The organism is Chryseobacterium sp. 2987, from assembly GCF_031456375.1.
Lineage (GTDB): Bacteria > Bacteroidota > Bacteroidia > Flavobacteriales > Weeksellaceae > Chryseobacterium > Chryseobacterium vaccae.
The window spans coordinates 207,134-223,539 of sequence record NZ_JAVDUN010000002.1 but is presented as its reverse complement, the minus strand read 5'-3'; the positions used below and the strand labels follow the sequence as shown (position 1 = coordinate 223,539).

The following is a 16,406-nucleotide window of genomic DNA, read 5'->3' as shown; positions in this document are numbered from 1 at the left end:
CTGAAATAAAAAAAATAGAGACTTTTTCAAAACCATTCATCTTTTTGAATGGTTTTTGCATTCCTATCGGAAATTGGAGTTATGAAAAAAAGTATTGCTGTTCTGGCTGTTTTGTCTTTGCTGGCCTTTTCTGCGTGTAAAAAAGAAGAAAAAGGAGAAATTCCGGCAGATAAAACAGAAAGCCTGAAACCTGTAAGTTTAAAAATTGATTCAGTGAGTGTATCTGATTCTGTAAAGATCAGTGATTCCCTATCAGTAGCGTTCTCTTCCAAGTTCCTTGTTTTCCCGGAACTGAAGGAGAAAACACTTTTAGATAGTATTTATTTTGATCATAAAGGAATCAGAGATTTCTCTAAACAAGGACTGGAACTATATCTGAACAACGAAAAAAATAACTATTTCAATTCTGTGAAAAAAGAAAGTAAAGATGTGCTTTCGGATATTTCTTCTGCCCAAAACTGGTATTCCGAATCCCGGATGAACTTGGTTTCTAACATGAATGATTACATGCATATTAAATATGCCCAAAGTTCATATACAGGCGGAGCTCATGATAACTATGGTTTTTCAGAGAGGGTTTTTGACCTTAAAAAAAATAAAAGGCTTATGCTTAAAGAGATCACTTCTATGCCTAAAGCCAAGCTGGAAGCTATTCTGATGAAGAATGTCAATACAATCCCTAATGGAGCTACAGACGAAAAAGGAGAAGTTAAAAACTCTGAAATGCTATTAGTGGAAGCCATTCCTGTAACAGATAATTTCTATTTTGACCAGAAAAACCTATATTTTCATTACAGCCCTTATGAAATTGCCGCTTTTGCAGCAGGAGATATCATCATTCCTGTTTCCTGGAACGAGCTGGTGGGTACCCTGAATTCTGAATTCAAAGAAAGAATGAAAATAAAATAAATAAAATGCTTCCCGATCAGGAAGCATTTTCTATTTTTGCGGTAATGGAAAAAGCAGCGTTTATCATCAACCCCTTTTCGGCTAAAAAAAATTATCAGCCGTTTCTTAATGAACTTAAAAAAAAGGTCGATAATCCCTTGTACTATGTCTCTGAGTCTATTCCGGGGACAGATGATTTCATCAGAACCCACTTTGATGAGGTGGATATATTTGTAGCGATCGGAGGGGACGGAACTATTTCTACCGTTGCCAAAAACCTGATCAATACAGAAAAGATTCTGGCCATTTTTCCAGCCGGATCCGGAAATGGCTTTTCCAATGAAACCCGGTTTAACAAAAATCTGGATGAACTTTTAGAAAAAATCAAAGCCGGAAAATCCAAAAAGATTGATACCTTTATGGTCAATGAAAGGCTTTCAATCAATGTTTCAGGAACAGGTTTTGACGGTAAAGTAGTCAAAGAGTTTGAAAAAACAAGCCGCGGTTTTAAAAATTACATTAAAGTTTCCCTTAAAACTTTCTTTAACTATAAACCAATCAAGGTTAAGTTTTTTGATGAAGAATACCAGAAATATAACGGAAAATACCTGATGCTGAATATTGCCAACACCCGCCAGTTCGGAAACAATGCCTATATTGCCCCGAATGCAAGTAAAAGTGACGGACTTGTTGATATGGTTTTGGTGAAAAAATTTCCGCTTACTTATTCCGCTCTTTTTGCCTTCAGAATGTTTACTAAACGACTGAAAGATGATGAATATGTAACCTATCTTCCCGTTTCTGAAATATCATTTAAGGTAAATACCAAAAACTGGCATCTCGATGGAGAATTCAACAAAATAAAATCCCCTGTCCATGTAAAAGTGCTGCCTGCCAGCCTGAATATCCTGGTTTAATCCTTTGCTTAAAAAATAGTGATAAATTAAGATCCCATCAAATTTCCAGCTTTTTCTCAATCTCAGCCGGATGCTTCAGACAGTATTGCAGCTGTTTTTTATCCAATTGTTTCTCCCAGTTGGCAACCACTACGGTAGCAACAGAATTTCCGATGACATTGGTCAGGGCTCTGCATTCGCTCATAAACTTATCAATTCCCAGAATCAGGGTCATTCCCGCAATCGGGATTTCAGGAACAACAGCAAGGGTAGCTGCTAAAGTAACAAATCCCGCTCCTGTAACACCTGCAGCTCCTTTCGAACTCAACATGGCTACCAGAAGTAGCATCAGCTGTTTTTCAATCGGAAGATCAATATTCAGAGCCTGTGCGATGAATAAAGATGCAAGTGTCATATAAATATTGGTCCCATCCAGATTAAAAGAATAACCGGTTGGAACTACCAGTCCTACAATGGCTCTGGAACAGCCTGCTTTCTCAAGCTTTTCCATAATACCCGGAAGTGCGGATTCAGAAGAGCTGGTTCCTAAAACAAGAAGAAGCTCCTCTTTCAGATAGAACATTAGTTTGAAAATATTGAATCCGTTATACCATGCAACGGCTCCTAAGACCAAAACAACAAACAGAAAAGAAGTAATATAAAATGTAGCGACCAGGAATATCAGATTCAAAACAGAATGAAGGCCGTATTTTCCAATCGTAAATGCCATGGCACCGAAAGCCCCGATGGGAGCCAGTTTCATCAGCATATGAACGATCTTAAAGACCGGTGTTGAAAGATCCTGAAGAAAATCTGTCACTTTCTGGCTTTTTTCCTTTGTTAAAACAAGTGCTACTCCCATTAATATAGCTACTAAAAGTACCTGAAGAATATTTTCACCTACCAGAGGACTGAAAAGCGTTTCAGGAATAATATTCATAATGAATCCTGTAAAAGTAGATTCATGAGCTTTCTGTTGATATTGAGAAACATCTCCTGAAAGAGAAGAAGGATCGATATTTAATCCGTGTCCCGGCTGAAGAAGGTTTCCTACAATCAATCCGATAATCAAGGCTAGAGTGGAAAATGTAAAGAAATAAATCATGGCCTTTACGGCAATCCTTCCAACTTTTTTAAGGTCAGTCATATGAGCAATTCCCAGGGTAAGGGTTATGAAAATCACCGGTGCGATAATCATTTTGACAAGTTTAATGAATCCGTCGCCCAGAGGTTTCATTTTTTCACCCAGTTCAGGATAATAATTTCCTAGAAGAATACCCGCTGCAATAGCGATAATCACCTGGAAGTAAAGCTGTTGATGGAATTTTTTCGCTTTCAAAGATTGGCTTGTTTTCAATGCACGAAAATTAAGAATTTTTATCTTAAAACATGACGAAAGTCATTAATAATTGCAGGTCTTAGCCTAAACCAACAAATAAAAATACAGGATAATGGTTAACCAGAAAGATTTTTATGCCTTTAACGGATGATTTCAGTCTTGAATTTTGTATACTTTTTTGACTACGTAGAATCTTCGATTTTCAAGAAAAAGTATAATGGGAAAAAACAATAATTTTTAAATTTCTGCTAACTCTTTTTTTGTCTGTCCCCAGATCGCGGAAACTTTAACCTTTCAAATAAAATGTGAACAAAAAATATCCCGGATCATACTACCCGGGATATTTTTATAAAATTATATTCAGATACTGGTTATTCAACAGCAACAGAGTCATCACCACGGCCATCTGCCACAGCATGAATATTTCCGTTGTCATCAAGGACAATCATTTCTGTTTTTCCGATTTGCTTTACCTTTTCAATCACATAGTTCTTACTTTGCAGTTCAGCAATGGTACTTTCGGGGAAATTATTTTCCACTTTTATCGTTTCCGGAAGCCATTGATGATGAAATTTAGGAGCATTGACAGAGATATTGGCATTGAGTTTAAAATCAACGACGTTGACAATTGACTGGTACACAGAGGTAGGGATTGTTGTTCCTCCCGGAGTTCCTACAACCATATAAGGTTTCCCGTTTTTCAGAAGAATGGTTGGAGTCATGGAAGAAAGCATCCTTTTATTGGGTTGAATTGAATTAGCTTCTCCGCCTACTGCTCCGAACATATTCGGTACGCCGGGTTTGATGGAGAAATCGTCCATTTCATTATTTAAGAAAAATCCTGCTCCCGAAACTACGACTTTGCTTCCGTAATAACCGTTAAGTGTTGTGGTTACAGAAGCTGCATTTCCGTCTTTATCCAGAACAGAAATATGGGTAGTCTGGGTAGATTCTTTCGGCTGAGGAATAATTTTTCCAACTTCAGAACTCTGAGTTGCTTTGTTGAAACTGAAACTTTTCCATCGGCTTTTTAAATAATTATCAGAGATCAGATAGGCAGTCTTATCCTGGATAAAGTCTGGATCACCCATGTATTCTGCGCGGTCTGCAAAAGCTCTTCTTTCTGCTTCAGTCATGATCTGAACTGCTTTTGTAGAGTTCTGCTGGTATTTTTCAAGGTTTTCAAAGCTGGCCATTCTGAGCATTTGAGCGAGAAGAACACCCCCGCTTGAAGGCAAAGGCATGGAAACCACATTATTGCCTTTATAATCAAATTCTAAAGCTTTTCTTTCTGCAACTTTATAGTTTTTAAGATCTTCCAGCGTAATAATTCCGTTGCCTCTTTTCATTTCAGCAACCAGAAGTTCAGCGGTTTTTCCTTCATAGAAACCTTTAGCTCCCTGCTTCTGGATTAGTTTCAAGGTTTCGGCAAGTTCTTTCTGAATCAGAAGATCGCCTGCTTTCCATGGATTGTCTTTTATAAAAACGATGGAAGATGTATTGTGTTTTTTGAAATATTCCCTGTTGTTATTGAGCATATCGGCTTCCTGCTCCGTGATGGCAAACCCCTGTTCCGCCAGATCAATGGCTGGCTGGATGATCTTTTCCATGGGCAGTTTGCAATGTTTTAAAGTAGCGAAAAAGCCGGCAACGCTTCCCGGAATGCCTACTGCCAGTCTTCCGTTTTGAGAAAGATCCGTATCTGCTTTTCCTTTTTTATCGATGTACATGTCTCTGGAAGCCTTTTTTGGGGCAGTTTCCCTATAATCCAAAGTAAATTTCTCCCCATTGTTTTTCACCCCGACTAAAAATCCGCCTCCGCCGATATTTCCGGCCTGGGGATATACAACGGCTAAAGCGTATTGTGCAGCTACAACAGCATCATAGGCATTTCCACCCATTTTAAGAACTTTTGCGCCTGCTTCACTGGCTAGAGGATGGGCAGATACCACAACACCTTTGTTCTTTACTTTTACCTCTTTTACAATGCTGATATCAGTGAACTGGGCCCAGTACAATTGACCGGCCAGCAATACCGCAGCAATAAAAAACTTCTTCATAGGATTTTCTTTATAACAAAAGTAGATATTTTTTCAATGTAAAGAGCGGCCTTTTAAACCTATGAGGTATTCCGGATTGACAGGTGTGGTAAACAAAAGAGATGTGAAACCTGATCTTATTGACGATTTTTTACTGAAAGTTAATTATGAGTGGTTTCCCGGAAATCTGAATTCTTATGATGATTTTTTTCAATAGCTGTTATAGAGCCCGTTTTTAAAGTCACCTTTTTTATTATGATAAGCATGATTTTTTTACTTTTGTACAATTCTAAAAAAATCTGAAAAATGGAATCCTATACGGAAAGAATACTGATCACGGGAGCCTTGGGACAAATAGGCACCGAACTTACCAACAGACTTGTTGAAATTCACGGAGCAGACAATGTGGTTGCTTCAGGACTGGACAGATGGCAGGAAGGAATTACTTCTGCGGCTCATTACGAGAGAATGGATGTTACCAATACCCAGTTAGTAAGACAGGTTATTAAAGATTATGATATCACAACAGTGTATCACCTGGCTTCGCTTTTATCCGGGACCTCTGAAAAGCAGCCTATTTTTGCATGGAAACTAAATCTGGAACCTCTTCTTCACTTTTGTGAAATGGCGAAAGAAGGACTTATTAAAAAGATCTTCTGGCCAAGTTCAATCGCTGTGTTCGGAAAAGGAATTCCAAAGCATGATGTAGGGCAGGATGTTGTTCTTAATCCGACTACCGTGTACGGAATCTCTAAAATGGCAGGAGAGAAGTGGTGCGAATACTATTTCGATAAGCATGGAGTAGATGTAAGAAGTATCAGGTATCCGGGATTGATTTCATGGAAAACTCCTGCTGGGGGAGGAACTACGGATTATGCTGTGGAGATTTTTTACAAAGCCATAGAAGATGGAAATTATACAAGTTTCATTTCTGAGAATACAGGAATGCCAATGTTGTATATGGATGATGCCATCAATGCAACCCTGAAATTAATGGAAGCCCCGAAAGAAAGTTTAACCGTTCGTTCATCATACAACCTGGGAGGAATGTCATTTACTCCGAAAGAACTGGCGGAGGAAATCCAAAAAGAAATACCGGAATTTACGATCGATTACAACCCGGATTTCAGACAGGCAATTGCAGATTCATGGCCGGCTTCCATCGATGATTCTGTGGCTAAAAAAGACTGGGGATTAACCTACGATTTCGGAATTTCTGAGATGACGAAGGACATGATTAAAAATCTTAAAGTAAAATTAGCTAAGAATTAATTGCTTAAAGTTAAAATTTAATTAAAAACTTATTTAACATCTGATTTTTAATTAATTATAAAATATATCTAAAATTTAATTAATATGATATTGTTAACTTTTAACATCCTGAATATTGAAGCTTCTGTGAAAAAAGAGGCTCAGATCTCCGATGAAGAAAGATTGAAAATTACAGAAGACAATACCAAAGCACTGTTAAGAATTTTAGATATTCATGACGTAAAAGCAAGTTTTTTTATAGAGATTTCTATTGCAGAAAAACTTAAAAATCTAATCAAAGCAATTTCATCCCAAGGGCATGAAATTGCTTTTTATAACAAGGGCTCCAATCTTCAGGAAATTGAAGAGGTGAAAAAAAGTATTCAGGAACTTCTGGAAAAGCAGATCCGGGGAATCCGGCAGAAAGATCATAAAGAATCTCAGGAGAATCTGAAATCTCTGGAATTTAATTATATTTCCAATATCGACAATGCGGATATTCTTTTTCCGTTCAAAAGACTGGAAAGGGATACCGAGATCACGGAAGAAGACGGACTGAGCATCGTTCCGGAAAGTATCTCTCCTTACAGCCAGCTGCCGTATAATGATTTTGTGTTTCAAATCCTGCCAATGAAGTATTATCAGAACATGGTATTTGAAACGCTGAAGAAGGATGATTTTGTTCTGATCTATCTTAATTCCTGGCAGTTTACCGATTTTAATAAATATCGGTTTGATATCCCGTTTTACAGGAGCTTGTTTTCGGGCAAAAAAATGGAGGACAAACTAGATGCCCTCCTTACCTGGATCAACGAGAAAGAGCTGGCTACTTCCCGGATGAAAGATTATATATTTTAGTAATACAATCAGTAATTATAAAGATAGCTCAGAAAGAGCTGGAGATTATTTCGGCTAATTCCAAGGCACAGCTTTACTGCTTGTTGTATTTTGATGTAAAAAATGATTATTATAAATTATTTTAAATGATTTTTTTTATCACTTGGTGGTTTTTAATTCATGTTTGCTTTCAGAGCTCAGAAGCTGTACATAATTGAATTTAAGGCTTTTTATATCTGTTTTTTGAAATTAATAAGGGGTCCTGAAGTAAGTAGGAGAGCAAGAGATAAAAAGCTATCTAATTACTCTGTTTAGCCCCCCTCTTTTTTTTTAAAACCTTACATCAGTATCCTGCTAGCTCAGCTCAAAAAGTGTAATTTCCGGCAAAACACCTACTCTTCCCGGATAGCCAAGGACTCCGAATCCTCTGTTAACGTAAAGCATTTTTCCTTCACTTTCATATAAATCTGCCCATTTGGGGTAACGGTATTGTACCGGAGACCATTTTACATTTTTCAGATCAAGTCCGAACTGCATTCCGTGGGTGTGTCCGGAAAGAGTTAAATAAATGTTTCCGGGGTGTTTTTTCACGACGTAATCAAAATGGGTAGGATCATGGCTCATAAGGATCTTCGGAGCGGATTCCGGAACTCCTTTTAAGGCCTCGTCAATTTTTCCGAATTGAGGGAAAGGTTTTAATCCCCAGTTTTCAACCCCGAGGATGTATAGTTTTTCACCATTTCTTTCAATGATTCTGTTTTCGTTTCTCAGCATATCAAATCCAGCCTGTTTTTCATAATCGATAAGAGTATCGAGATTTTTCTTTTTAGCATCCAGAGAGGTCCAGGTTACATAATCACCATAATCATGATTTCCTAATACGGCCAACTTTCCGTCTTTGGCTTTGATTTTTGAAAATAACGGAATGAAAGGTTTGAACTCATCGGCTACATTATTGACCATATCTCCGGTAAAAAGAACAAGATCAGGTTTCTGTTCATTGATCAGGTCTACAGCATGTTGCAGTTTGCTTGGATCTGGAAAGCTTCCGCTGTGAACGTCAGAGATCTGAATGACTTTGTATCCTTTGAAACTTTTGCCCAATCCCGGGATTTTCACTTTGATTTTTCTTACCTTATGTCTGTATTTCCCGAAAGTAATTCCATCAATAAAAAGTGCTGAAAGTACACCTCCGAGACCTAGTCCTACCAGGCTCAGGAATTTTCTTCTCTCAGGGAAAAAGTTTTCTTTAGGCTGTGTTAGGCCTACTAAATAGCTTCCGGTTCTGAAAATATCATCAATCAGCAAAAACAGGACAATGAAAATTTTCGGAAGAATAAAGATCAGGAATAGAGAGATGGCGATCTGGGCTCTCAGGGAAGTTCTGTCTGCCTTTTGGAAATGAGAAATTTCGTAGGCGAAAAATCCGTAAACAGCTAAAGACACGACCCAATATCCGAGCCGTACCCAGAAATTATCGGTTAAGGTTCTTATTGCCTGATAAATATAAACTTCCAAAATAAAGAAGATACCGGCAACAATTAAAAAATTTTTCATGATCAGATCTAAAAAAAGCACAAAAGAAGACTTCCTTTTGTGCTTTTATATTTTTTAATTAAAATTAGTATTAAGGAAATCTGTAAACGATAGCATTGATGTTCATTCCGGCGCCTACCGAAGTCATCACAATGTTACCATTATCTTTAAACGATTGACCCTCCATTTTTCCTTTAATTATTAAATCATACATGGTGGGAATTGTTGCAACTGACGTATTTCCAAGGTCTTGGATTGTCATAGGAGAGATTGAATGGTCGTAATCTTTGATGTCATAAAGCTTGTGAAGCCTTTCAATCATGGCGTAATCCATTTTGGCATTAGCCTGGTGGATCAGGATTTTATCGATGTCTTCAATAGAAAGTCCGGCTTCATCAATGGTTTCTTTGATGGCTACAGGAACATTTTTAAGAGCATATTCATAAATTTTTCTTCCCTGCATTCTTACGAAAATGCGGTTCTGATCAGCGTCTTTGTTGATAGATGGTCCGTTGGCCAGGTAATTCAGTTCAATACCATTATCACAGATTGTGTTGTGAGAAATGATTCCTACATTTTCGTCATCAGTAGCTTTTACTACTACAGCACCTGCACCGTCTGCAAAGATCATTCTGTTTCTGTCGTACGGATCAGTTACTCTGCTTAATGTTTCACCTCCAATGACAAGGATGGTTTTTGCTGTTTTAGCTTTGATTAAATTATCTGCTAAAATCATTGCTTCCACCCATCCCGGGCATCCGAAAAGCATATCATAGGTAACGCATTTTCTGTTTTTGATGCCTAGCTTGTTCTTCACTCTTGCTGCCATTGTCGGCATAAAATCTGCATATCCGTTTTGAGTTACTTCCCCAAAATTACTTGCATAAATGATATAATCGAGTTCTTCACCATCTATTTTTGCGTTTTCAATAGCGAGTTTAGCAGCTTCATAACCGATTTGTGAGTTGGAAAGATCGTCCTCAATAAATCTTCTGTTTTCTATTTCTGTGATTTCTACAAACTTGGCAATAGTTTCTTCCGCAGGCTTTTCAATCTTCACCCCGTCTTCCGTATAGAACTCAGAATCCATGAAATAGTCTCTACCAATAACTCTGTTAGGAATATAGGATCCGGAACCAATAATGATCGTATTCGGCATTCGTTTATATGATTTTTTTAAAGATGCAAAGTTAATAATTAATATTAATAACGGAGAATTAAAAATATTATTAAATTTGCAAAAATTGTACTTTACAATCTATGAAAAACAATCCGTCCTTAAAAGGCTTACTTATTGCAGCTGTGGCGTTTATCGTTGCCTTTGGGATCTACTTCCTTTTTTTAGCTAAGAAGAATTATTATGTCGTAGATAATCCTACCCCCAATACGTATTATTTTAAAATCAATAACGGTTCCGAAGGTATTATCTCTGCCGGGCAGTCTGTGCATGTTGATCTGAATAAAGGAAAAAACTCTATCAAAGTTTTTGACCAGAATAAAAAAATGCTCTATGATTCCGCATTTGAAGTGAATAAAATTCGTGGTCTGCTTAATATTGCGCACCAGGATTATTACGTCAATGATCAGTATTACGGATATAACCTTAAAAAGGATTCACTGCTTATGCAGTTGGGCAAGACAACCATTGATGGTAAAGAGTATTTCGGAGGAGCTAAGCATTTTAACAGGCTGTTTACGGATGATTTTTATTACAATGTGGACGAAGATTATGATAAACTGATCAAAAATATCCAGAAAGTGGAATCCAGATCGAAAATCTTCAGAAAACAGGATTACCTTAATTATTATAAAGAATATTACAAGTTTTAAGTTTTGACAAAAGATATTACCAAAGTTACTCCCTATAATTCCGAGGCTACAAAGAAGAGCCAGGTAGAGGATATGTTCGACAATATTGCACCGAAGTATGACCTTCTGAATCATGTTTTATCTATGAAAATTGATGTTTTGTGGAGAAATACATTGGTGAAAATGATGAAAAATGACAGTCCCCAGGAAGTGCTGGATGTGGCTACAGGAACGGGAGATCTGGCGATCACCATCGAAAAAGGAACCGGTGCAAAAGTAATTGGTTTGGATTTATCACAACAAATGCTAAATGTTGGCGTTATTAAAATAAAAAAACTTAAATTAGACGGCAAAATTTCCATGCAAAAAGGAGATGCGGAAAATTTACCTTTCGAGGACAATAGATTCGATGCTGTTTCCGTTGCATTTGGAGTGAGGAATTTTGAAAACCTTACCAAAGGTTTGGCAGAATTAAGAAGAGTAGTTAAAGATAACAAGAGTGTTTATATACTGGAGTTTTCAAAGGTTGAGGGGTTCTTAGGACCATTTTATATGTTTTATTTCAAAAATATATTACCTGCCATTGGCAGATTGGTTTCCAAAGATAATAGGGCATATACATACCTTCCGGATTCTGTAAATGCTTTTCCTTTCGGGGAGAAGATGAAACAAATTCTTTTAGATACAGGATTTAAGAAAGTAGAATATAAAAAACTAAGTTTAGGTATAGCCACAATTTATAAAGCAACAAAGTAACCTATGAATAAATTTTTATTAAGAGCACTGGTTTTAGCCTCAGTAAATATCGCTGTTTTCGCAGATGCGCAATTCAGAACCCGAAACAGAATGGATAAGTTGGAAGACTTTGACGAACAGAAATTCAGTTGGGGTTTTTACTTGAATGGCAACAGACTGGACTACCGTATCGTTCTTCACCCAAGATATGGTATGAATGGGAATCAGAATCTTGTTACATCTAAAGAAAGTTACAGTTTCGGTGCGGGTCTTATCGCCAAATGGAGACTGAACGATTATTTGGATTTAAGATTAGAACCAGGCTTACAATTTGCTCAGAGGCAGTTGATCTTTGAAACGCAGTCTAATGACCAGTATGCAGCTGGAACTTTAACAAACCCTGCGTTTATGCCTTTTCCTTTAACGGATAAAGACAAAACAAGAGAGATTAAATCTACTTTGGTAGACGTTCCTGTACTATTGGAGCTTCACGGTCAGAGATGGTATAACTCAAGACCTTATATCGCTGCGGGGGTTAACTATATTGTAAACCTTCAGTCTAACTCTACTTCGGAAGATGACAATATGCAGCAGGTATTCAGATCAACCACGCATAACTTTGCATGGTCTGCTGAAATGGGAATTCAGTTCTATTTTAATAAATTTAAACTGACTCCTGCCGTGAGAGGAACATTCTTTATGAATAACGAGAAAGTGGCGGATAATGCCAATACACCTCCATACTGGGCTACTGCAATGTCTACTCTTCAGACAAGAGCAATAATGTTCGTGTTGAAGTTTGAGTAAAAAATACTTTATAAAAAATATATAAGGAGATGCTTCTGCATCTCCTTTTTTGTGAACAGATCAAAATATTGGGACATTTATTTTTGTTACTGTTAATATTTTGTTATTTTTGCTATTAGTTAGAATATACAAAACCTGAAATGCTTCAAGATTTAGAAAACAATTTTTCAGAATTAGAAAAAAAGATTTTGAATTTACAAAAGAATTATAAAAATCTTGCTGAAAAATTATCAGAATTAAATACTGAGCATGAAGAACTGAAAAAGAGATACGACGAGGAGAGGAGGAAAAATCAGGTATTAGCAGAAGAACAAAAAAATATAAAACTTTATTCAGCAATATCAGGAAATCCGGAACATAACAGGCTGATGAAAAATCATATCAACAGACTGGTGAAGGAAATAGATTTCTGTATTGCACAGCTTCAAAACAGTGGATTATAATGGAGGTAAGAAGAATAACCGTAAACATTGCAGGAAGAGTGTATCCGCTGAACGTACCGGCCGCAGAGGAAGAAACTTTGCGTAAGGTAGGGAAGCAGATTGAAAATATGATTAAAGATTTTGAACAGAATTTCGATGTAAGAGATAAACAGGATGCTCTGGCTATGTGCGCCCTTAAATTAGGAACCAATGCCGAAGTGGTATCTCTTAACTACGATAAAAATATAAATTCTACCAATGAAAGATTAATAAAGATTAATCAGTCGTTGGATGAAATCGGGAAATAGATTTTTTTTCCTGGAAAAGACTGCCTACAATAATTCTAACACATTAAAGGTAAACTCAACGCTAAACAATTACCGAACAAATGTCCGCTGAATGGCGTGCCGGTTCGTCCGGATTACAGACAGCAGAAATCAGTTCAAATCGTGTTGATTAGGAGTTTACTCTCAATCTCTGGATTATTGTGGGCTTTTTTTATTTAGATATGAAGACAATTAAAACTCAATATATATTATGACAGCAGCCATTATAGCCGGCGTTATTTGCTTAGTTATCGGGGCAGTACTAGGGATGTTTTTCTCTAGAAGCTCACTGAATACTAAGGCAAAATTTATTATAGATGATGCAAAGAAAAATGCCGAAAACCTTATAGAAAAAGCAAACGTTCAAGCTGAATCCATAAAGAAAGAAAAGAATCTTCAGGCCAAAGAAAAATTCTTGGAACTGAAATCACAGCATGATGCAGACATCCAGTCCCGCGAAAAGAAAATGCAGGAAGTAGAAAAAAGGACTAAAGACAAAGAGCACAAGCTGAATGACGAATTAAGCAAGACAGGAAAACTTGAAAAAGACCTTGACAAGCAGATCGCAGATTATGCTAAGAAAAATGAAATCTTAGACAGAAAACAGCAGGAACTGGATATAGCAACCGCTAAAAAAGTGGAAATCCTTGAAAAAATATCCAATTACACCGCAGAAGAAGCTAAAGCAGAATTGGTAGAAACCATGAAAGCTGAGGCTAAAACAAGAGCTCAGGCACACGTTCAGGGAATCATGGAGGAAGCTCAGATGAACGCCAAGAACGAAGCCAGAAAAATTGTTATCCAGACGATTCAGAGAATCGGAACCGAGCAGGCTATCGAAAATTCAGTATCTGTTTTCAACATTGAATCTGATGAAGTAAAAGGTAGAATTATCGGTAGAGAAGGTAGAAATATCCGAGCTTTAGAAGCAGTAACAGGTGTAGAAATTATTGTTGATGATACCCCTGAAGCCATCCTTCTTTCATGTTTCGATCCGGTAAGAAGAGAGATTGCAAGATTATCCCTTCACAGACTGGTAACGGATGGAAGAATCCACCCGGCAAGAATTGAAGAAGTGGTGGAAAAAACAAGAAAACAAATCGAGGAAGAAATTATTGAAGTAGGAAAAAGAACCATTATTGATTTGGGAATCCATGGATTACATCCTGAATTGATCAAGATTGTAGGTAGAATGAAATACCGTTCTTCTTACGGACAAAACTTACTTCAGCACTCAAGAGAAGTAGCGAATATTGCTGCAACTATGGCTGCTGAACTAGGACTAAACGTAAAATTAGCCAAAAGAGCAGGTCTTTTACATGATATTGGTAAAGTTCCTGAGCAGGAATCTGAATTACCGCATGCTTTATTAGGAATGCAGTGGGCTGAGAAATACGGAGAAAATCCAGAGGTTGTCAACGCAATCGGAGCTCACCACGATGAAATTGAAATGAAATCTCTGTTATCACCAATCATCCAGGTAGCTGATGCGATTTCAGGAGCAAGACCGGGAGCAAGAAGACAGGTATTGGAATCTTATATCCAGAGACTGAAAGACCTTGAGTCTGCAGCATTAAGCTTTGACGGTGTATCCAGCGCTTATGCAATCCAGGCAGGTAGAGAACTGAGAGTAATGGTAGAAAGCGGAAAAGTGAACGATGAAGTAGCTTCTCAGTTATCTTACGATATCTCAGAAAAGATCCAGAACGAACTTACTTACCCTGGACAGGTGAAAGTAACCGTAATCAGAGAAACAAGAGCTGTGAATATTGCAAGATAATAACAGATCAAGATATTTTATAAAAACCTTTCAAGAAATTGAAAGGTTTTTTATTTTTATCAAAACTTAAAAATGCAAGAACTGTCTTTGTCTTCAAAACTGAAATACATTTTTTCTATTCCCGTCATTATTTCTGCTTTGGGATATTTCGTAGATATTTATGACCTGCTGCTATTCGGGATTGTGAGAATTCCCAGTTTAAAAGCACTGGGTCTTAATCCGGATACCGATGGAACTTTTATCCTGAACTGTCAAATGGTAGGGCTTCTTATCGGAGGGGTTTTCTGGGGAATTTTTGGAGATAAAAAAGGAAGGCTTTCTGTGCTTTTTGGTTCTATTTTGGTCTATTCCCTGGCGAATATAGCCTGTGGATTTCTACCTTACTTTCCTAAAGAGCATTTGGTGTATCAATATGCCGGGTTAAGGTTTATTGCGGGTATCGGACTGGCTGGAGAGCTGGGAGCGGGAATTACCCTTGTTTCTGAAAGCCTGCCGAAGAATCTCAGAGCAATTGGTACCTCAGTTGTGGCTGGTTTTGGTCTCATGGGGGCAGTAGTGGCTCAATTGACTGTAGAACTGGCCGGAGGGTGGAATATTTCCTACATTATCGGTGGTATCATGGGAATTTTGCTGCTGCTGTTAAGGATCAGTGTTTCAGAATCAGGAATTTATAAGAATATTGAACATAAAAATGTCTCGAAAGGAAATTTTCTTTCTTTTTTTACCCATAAAGACCGTCTGATCAGGTACCTGAAATGCATAGCAATAGGGTTGCCTACCTGGTACTGTATAGGTATTCTTGCTGTTTTAGCCAATCAGTTTGCTCCTGAGTTCGGAATAAAAGATATTAGCCCCGGAAAAGCAATTATGTGGGCTTATGTTGGGATTTCTGTTGGCGATCTGATGAGCGGCTTTATCTCTCATGCCTTGAAATCACGTAAAATGGCCATATTTTATATGCTGCTTTTCACGGTGGTTGGAGTAGGGATCATGCTGTTTGGAAATACTGAGACAGAAACCAAATATTATATCTTCTGCGTATGGCTGGGATTAGGAACCGGGTATTGGGCGATGTTCGTTACTCTGGCGGCAGAACAGTTCGGAACCAATATCAGAAATACAGCAACCACAACCGTGCCTAATATGGTAAGAGGCTTGGTGCCGGTAATGATTCTGGCCTTTGATCTTTTAAAGAATAATTTTACGGTAATAATAAGTGCGGCTATAGTAGGAGTTGTTGTTTTTGGACTTGCATTTTATTCTTCATTGACAATTTCTGAGACACATAATAAAAATCTAGAATTTATAGAATAATTTATTCAGTTTAAAAGCTATATTTTTAAAATTTGTTATAATTTTTTATAATTTGTGTAATAAATTAAACATATGGTTATTGTGAATGCTTATTATTGGTTTAATCAATGCGAATTTTATTGTTTTGTGTTTATGATTATTTAGTTTTGAAATGTAATAAAAAACAAATATTAATCTTAAAGCAAAATTATTATGAAAAATGCGAAGAAACTAAAAGCAGCAGATTTGAAAAACATTAAAGGAGGAGCAAGTGGAACTCCAGATTTATCTAAGTGTTATTGCGTTTGTGGAGGAGTTGTAGGTGGTCCGGAATATTGTGCTGACTATGTGAGTTGCCCACTAGACTTCTAATCATTATTCTCATGTAGCGATTGAAAGCTATCCAGATGGAATAGTATTATCAAATTTTATTTGCAAATAGCCTTTC

General features: G+C 37.2%; 15 protein-coding genes. 11 read left to right on the top strand and 4 right to left on the bottom strand.

Going from position 1 to position 16,406, the window contains the following annotated elements; genetic code table 11:
- The first annotated feature begins 81 nt into the window (after positions 1–81).
- Together J2Y40_RS06060 and J2Y40_RS06055 are read left to right on the top strand one after the other, a co-directional pair.
- Positions 82–909, top strand: coding sequence for an RsiV family protein (locus J2Y40_RS06060; RefSeq protein ID WP_153399631.1), 828 nt, complete (start codon positions 82–84; stop codon positions 907–909).
- A gap of 5 nt (positions 910–914) precedes the next feature.
- On the top strand, positions 915–1,805 hold the full coding sequence (locus tag J2Y40_RS06055; RefSeq protein ID WP_409017673.1) for a diacylglycerol/lipid kinase family protein: 891 nt from the start codon (positions 915–917) through the stop codon (positions 1,803–1,805).
- Positions 1,806–1,842: 37 nt separating this feature from the next.
- On the opposite strand, the gene J2Y40_RS06050 is transcribed toward J2Y40_RS06055, so the two are convergent.
- Entirely contained in the window at positions 1,843–3,123 is a 1,281-nt protein-coding gene (locus J2Y40_RS06050) for a dicarboxylate/amino acid:cation symporter (protein ID WP_153399632.1), read from the bottom strand.
- 371 nt (positions 3,124–3,494) lie between these two features.
- The gene (gene ggt, locus J2Y40_RS06045) at positions 3,495–5,183 is read right to left on the bottom strand and encodes a gamma-glutamyltransferase (RefSeq protein ID WP_309997766.1); all 1,689 of its coding nucleotides are present in this window, start codon (positions 5,181–5,183) and stop codon (positions 3,495–3,497) included.
- Positions 5,184–5,468: 285 nt separating this feature from the next.
- On the opposite strand from ggt, the gene J2Y40_RS06040 reads away from it, so the two are divergent.
- A complete protein-coding gene (locus tag J2Y40_RS06040) occupies positions 5,469–6,434 on the top strand; it encodes an NAD-dependent epimerase/dehydratase family protein (protein WP_153399635.1) in 966 nt (321 codons plus the stop codon).
- Between the two features lie 84 nt (positions 6,435–6,518).
- Positions 6,519–7,271 (top strand): polysaccharide deacetylase family protein, encoded by a 753-nt coding sequence (locus J2Y40_RS06035; RefSeq protein ID WP_309997760.1) that lies wholly within the window; start codon positions 6,519–6,521, stop codon positions 7,269–7,271.
- Between the two features lie 333 nt (positions 7,272–7,604).
- Here J2Y40_RS06035 and J2Y40_RS06030 read toward each other — a convergent pair whose 3' ends face one another.
- Both J2Y40_RS06030 and J2Y40_RS06025 read right to left on the bottom strand, forming a co-directional pair.
- Positions 7,605–8,810 carry a metallophosphoesterase gene (locus J2Y40_RS06030; RefSeq protein ID WP_153400043.1) on the bottom strand — a complete coding sequence of 402 codons (1,206 nt, stop codon included), beginning with the start codon at positions 8,808–8,810 and terminating at the stop codon, positions 7,605–7,607.
- Positions 8,811–8,877: 67 nt separating this feature from the next.
- The gene (locus tag J2Y40_RS06025; protein ID WP_153399640.1) at positions 8,878–9,945 is read right to left on the bottom strand and encodes a 3-oxoacyl-ACP synthase III family protein; all 1,068 of its coding nucleotides are present in this window, start codon (positions 9,943–9,945) and stop codon (positions 8,878–8,880) included.
- A 101-nt stretch (positions 9,946–10,046) separates the two neighbouring features.
- Between J2Y40_RS06025 and J2Y40_RS06020 the strand changes: the two genes are divergently transcribed.
- The 7 genes from J2Y40_RS06020 (at position 10,047) to J2Y40_RS05990 (ending at position 15,979) form a co-directional block, all read left to right on the top strand.
- Positions 10,047–10,616: a hypothetical protein gene (locus J2Y40_RS06020; protein WP_153399641.1), complete on the top strand. Its 570-nt coding sequence runs from the start codon at positions 10,047–10,049 to the stop codon at positions 10,614–10,616.
- 3 nt (positions 10,617–10,619) lie between these two features.
- A complete protein-coding gene (ubiE, locus tag J2Y40_RS06015) occupies positions 10,620–11,351 on the top strand; it encodes a bifunctional demethylmenaquinone methyltransferase/2-methoxy-6-polyprenyl-1,4-benzoquinol methylase UbiE (protein ID WP_062697040.1) in 732 nt (243 codons plus the stop codon).
- 3 nt (positions 11,352–11,354) lie between these two features.
- Positions 11,355–12,137, top strand: a complete 783-nt coding sequence (locus J2Y40_RS06010; protein ID WP_153399643.1) for a porin family protein — start codon at positions 11,355–11,357, stop codon at positions 12,135–12,137.
- A 140-nt stretch (positions 12,138–12,277) separates the two neighbouring features.
- Complete coding sequence (locus tag J2Y40_RS06005) at positions 12,278–12,580, top strand: hypothetical protein (RefSeq protein ID WP_062697042.1); 303 nt, start codon at positions 12,278–12,280, stop codon at positions 12,578–12,580.
- Positions 12,580–12,867 carry a cell division protein ZapA gene (locus J2Y40_RS06000; RefSeq protein ID WP_153399644.1) on the top strand — a complete coding sequence of 96 codons (288 nt, stop codon included), beginning with the start codon at positions 12,580–12,582 and terminating at the stop codon, positions 12,865–12,867. Before J2Y40_RS06005 ends, J2Y40_RS06000 begins: the two co-directional genes overlap by 1 nt.
- Positions 12,868–13,096: 229 nt before the next feature.
- Complete coding sequence (rny, locus tag J2Y40_RS05995; RefSeq protein ID WP_153399646.1) at positions 13,097–14,665, top strand: ribonuclease Y; 1,569 nt, start codon at positions 13,097–13,099, stop codon at positions 14,663–14,665.
- A gap of 72 nt (positions 14,666–14,737) precedes the next feature.
- Complete coding sequence (locus tag J2Y40_RS05990) at positions 14,738–15,979, top strand: MFS transporter (RefSeq protein ID WP_153399648.1); 1,242 nt, start codon at positions 14,738–14,740, stop codon at positions 15,977–15,979.
- Positions 15,980–16,406 lie beyond the last annotated feature (427 nt).

Bases quoted from the DNA above. Each gene is read 5' to 3' on its own strand.
- J2Y40_RS06005 (WP_062697042.1), top strand. From the start codon at position 12,278: ATGCTTCAAGATTTAGAAAACAATTTTTCAGAATTAGAAAAAAAGATT.
- J2Y40_RS06010 (WP_153399643.1), top strand. From the start codon at position 11,355: ATGAATAAATTTTTATTAAGAGCACTGGTTTTAGCCTCAGTAAATATC.
- rny (WP_153399646.1), top strand. From the start codon at position 13,097: ATGACAGCAGCCATTATAGCCGGCGTTATTTGCTTAGTTATCGGGGCA.
- ggt (WP_309997766.1), bottom strand. From the start codon at position 5,183: ATGAAGAAGTTTTTTATTGCTGCGGTATTGCTGGCCGGTCAATTGTAC.
- J2Y40_RS06025 (WP_153399640.1), bottom strand. From the start codon at position 9,945: ATGCCGAATACGATCATTATTGGTTCCGGATCCTATATTCCTAACAGA.
- J2Y40_RS06060 (WP_153399631.1), top strand. From the start codon at position 82: ATGAAAAAAAGTATTGCTGTTCTGGCTGTTTTGTCTTTGCTGGCCTTT.
- J2Y40_RS05990 (WP_153399648.1), top strand. From the start codon at position 14,738: ATGCAAGAACTGTCTTTGTCTTCAAAACTGAAATACATTTTTTCTATT.
- J2Y40_RS06000 (WP_153399644.1), top strand. From the start codon at position 12,580: ATGGAGGTAAGAAGAATAACCGTAAACATTGCAGGAAGAGTGTATCCG.
- J2Y40_RS06055 (WP_409017673.1), top strand. From the start codon at position 915: ATGCTTCCCGATCAGGAAGCATTTTCTATTTTTGCGGTAATGGAAAAA.
- J2Y40_RS06035 (WP_309997760.1), top strand. From the start codon at position 6,519: ATGATATTGTTAACTTTTAACATCCTGAATATTGAAGCTTCTGTGAAA.
- J2Y40_RS06020 (WP_153399641.1), top strand. From the start codon at position 10,047: ATGAAAAACAATCCGTCCTTAAAAGGCTTACTTATTGCAGCTGTGGCG.
- J2Y40_RS06040 (WP_153399635.1), top strand. From the start codon at position 5,469: ATGGAATCCTATACGGAAAGAATACTGATCACGGGAGCCTTGGGACAA.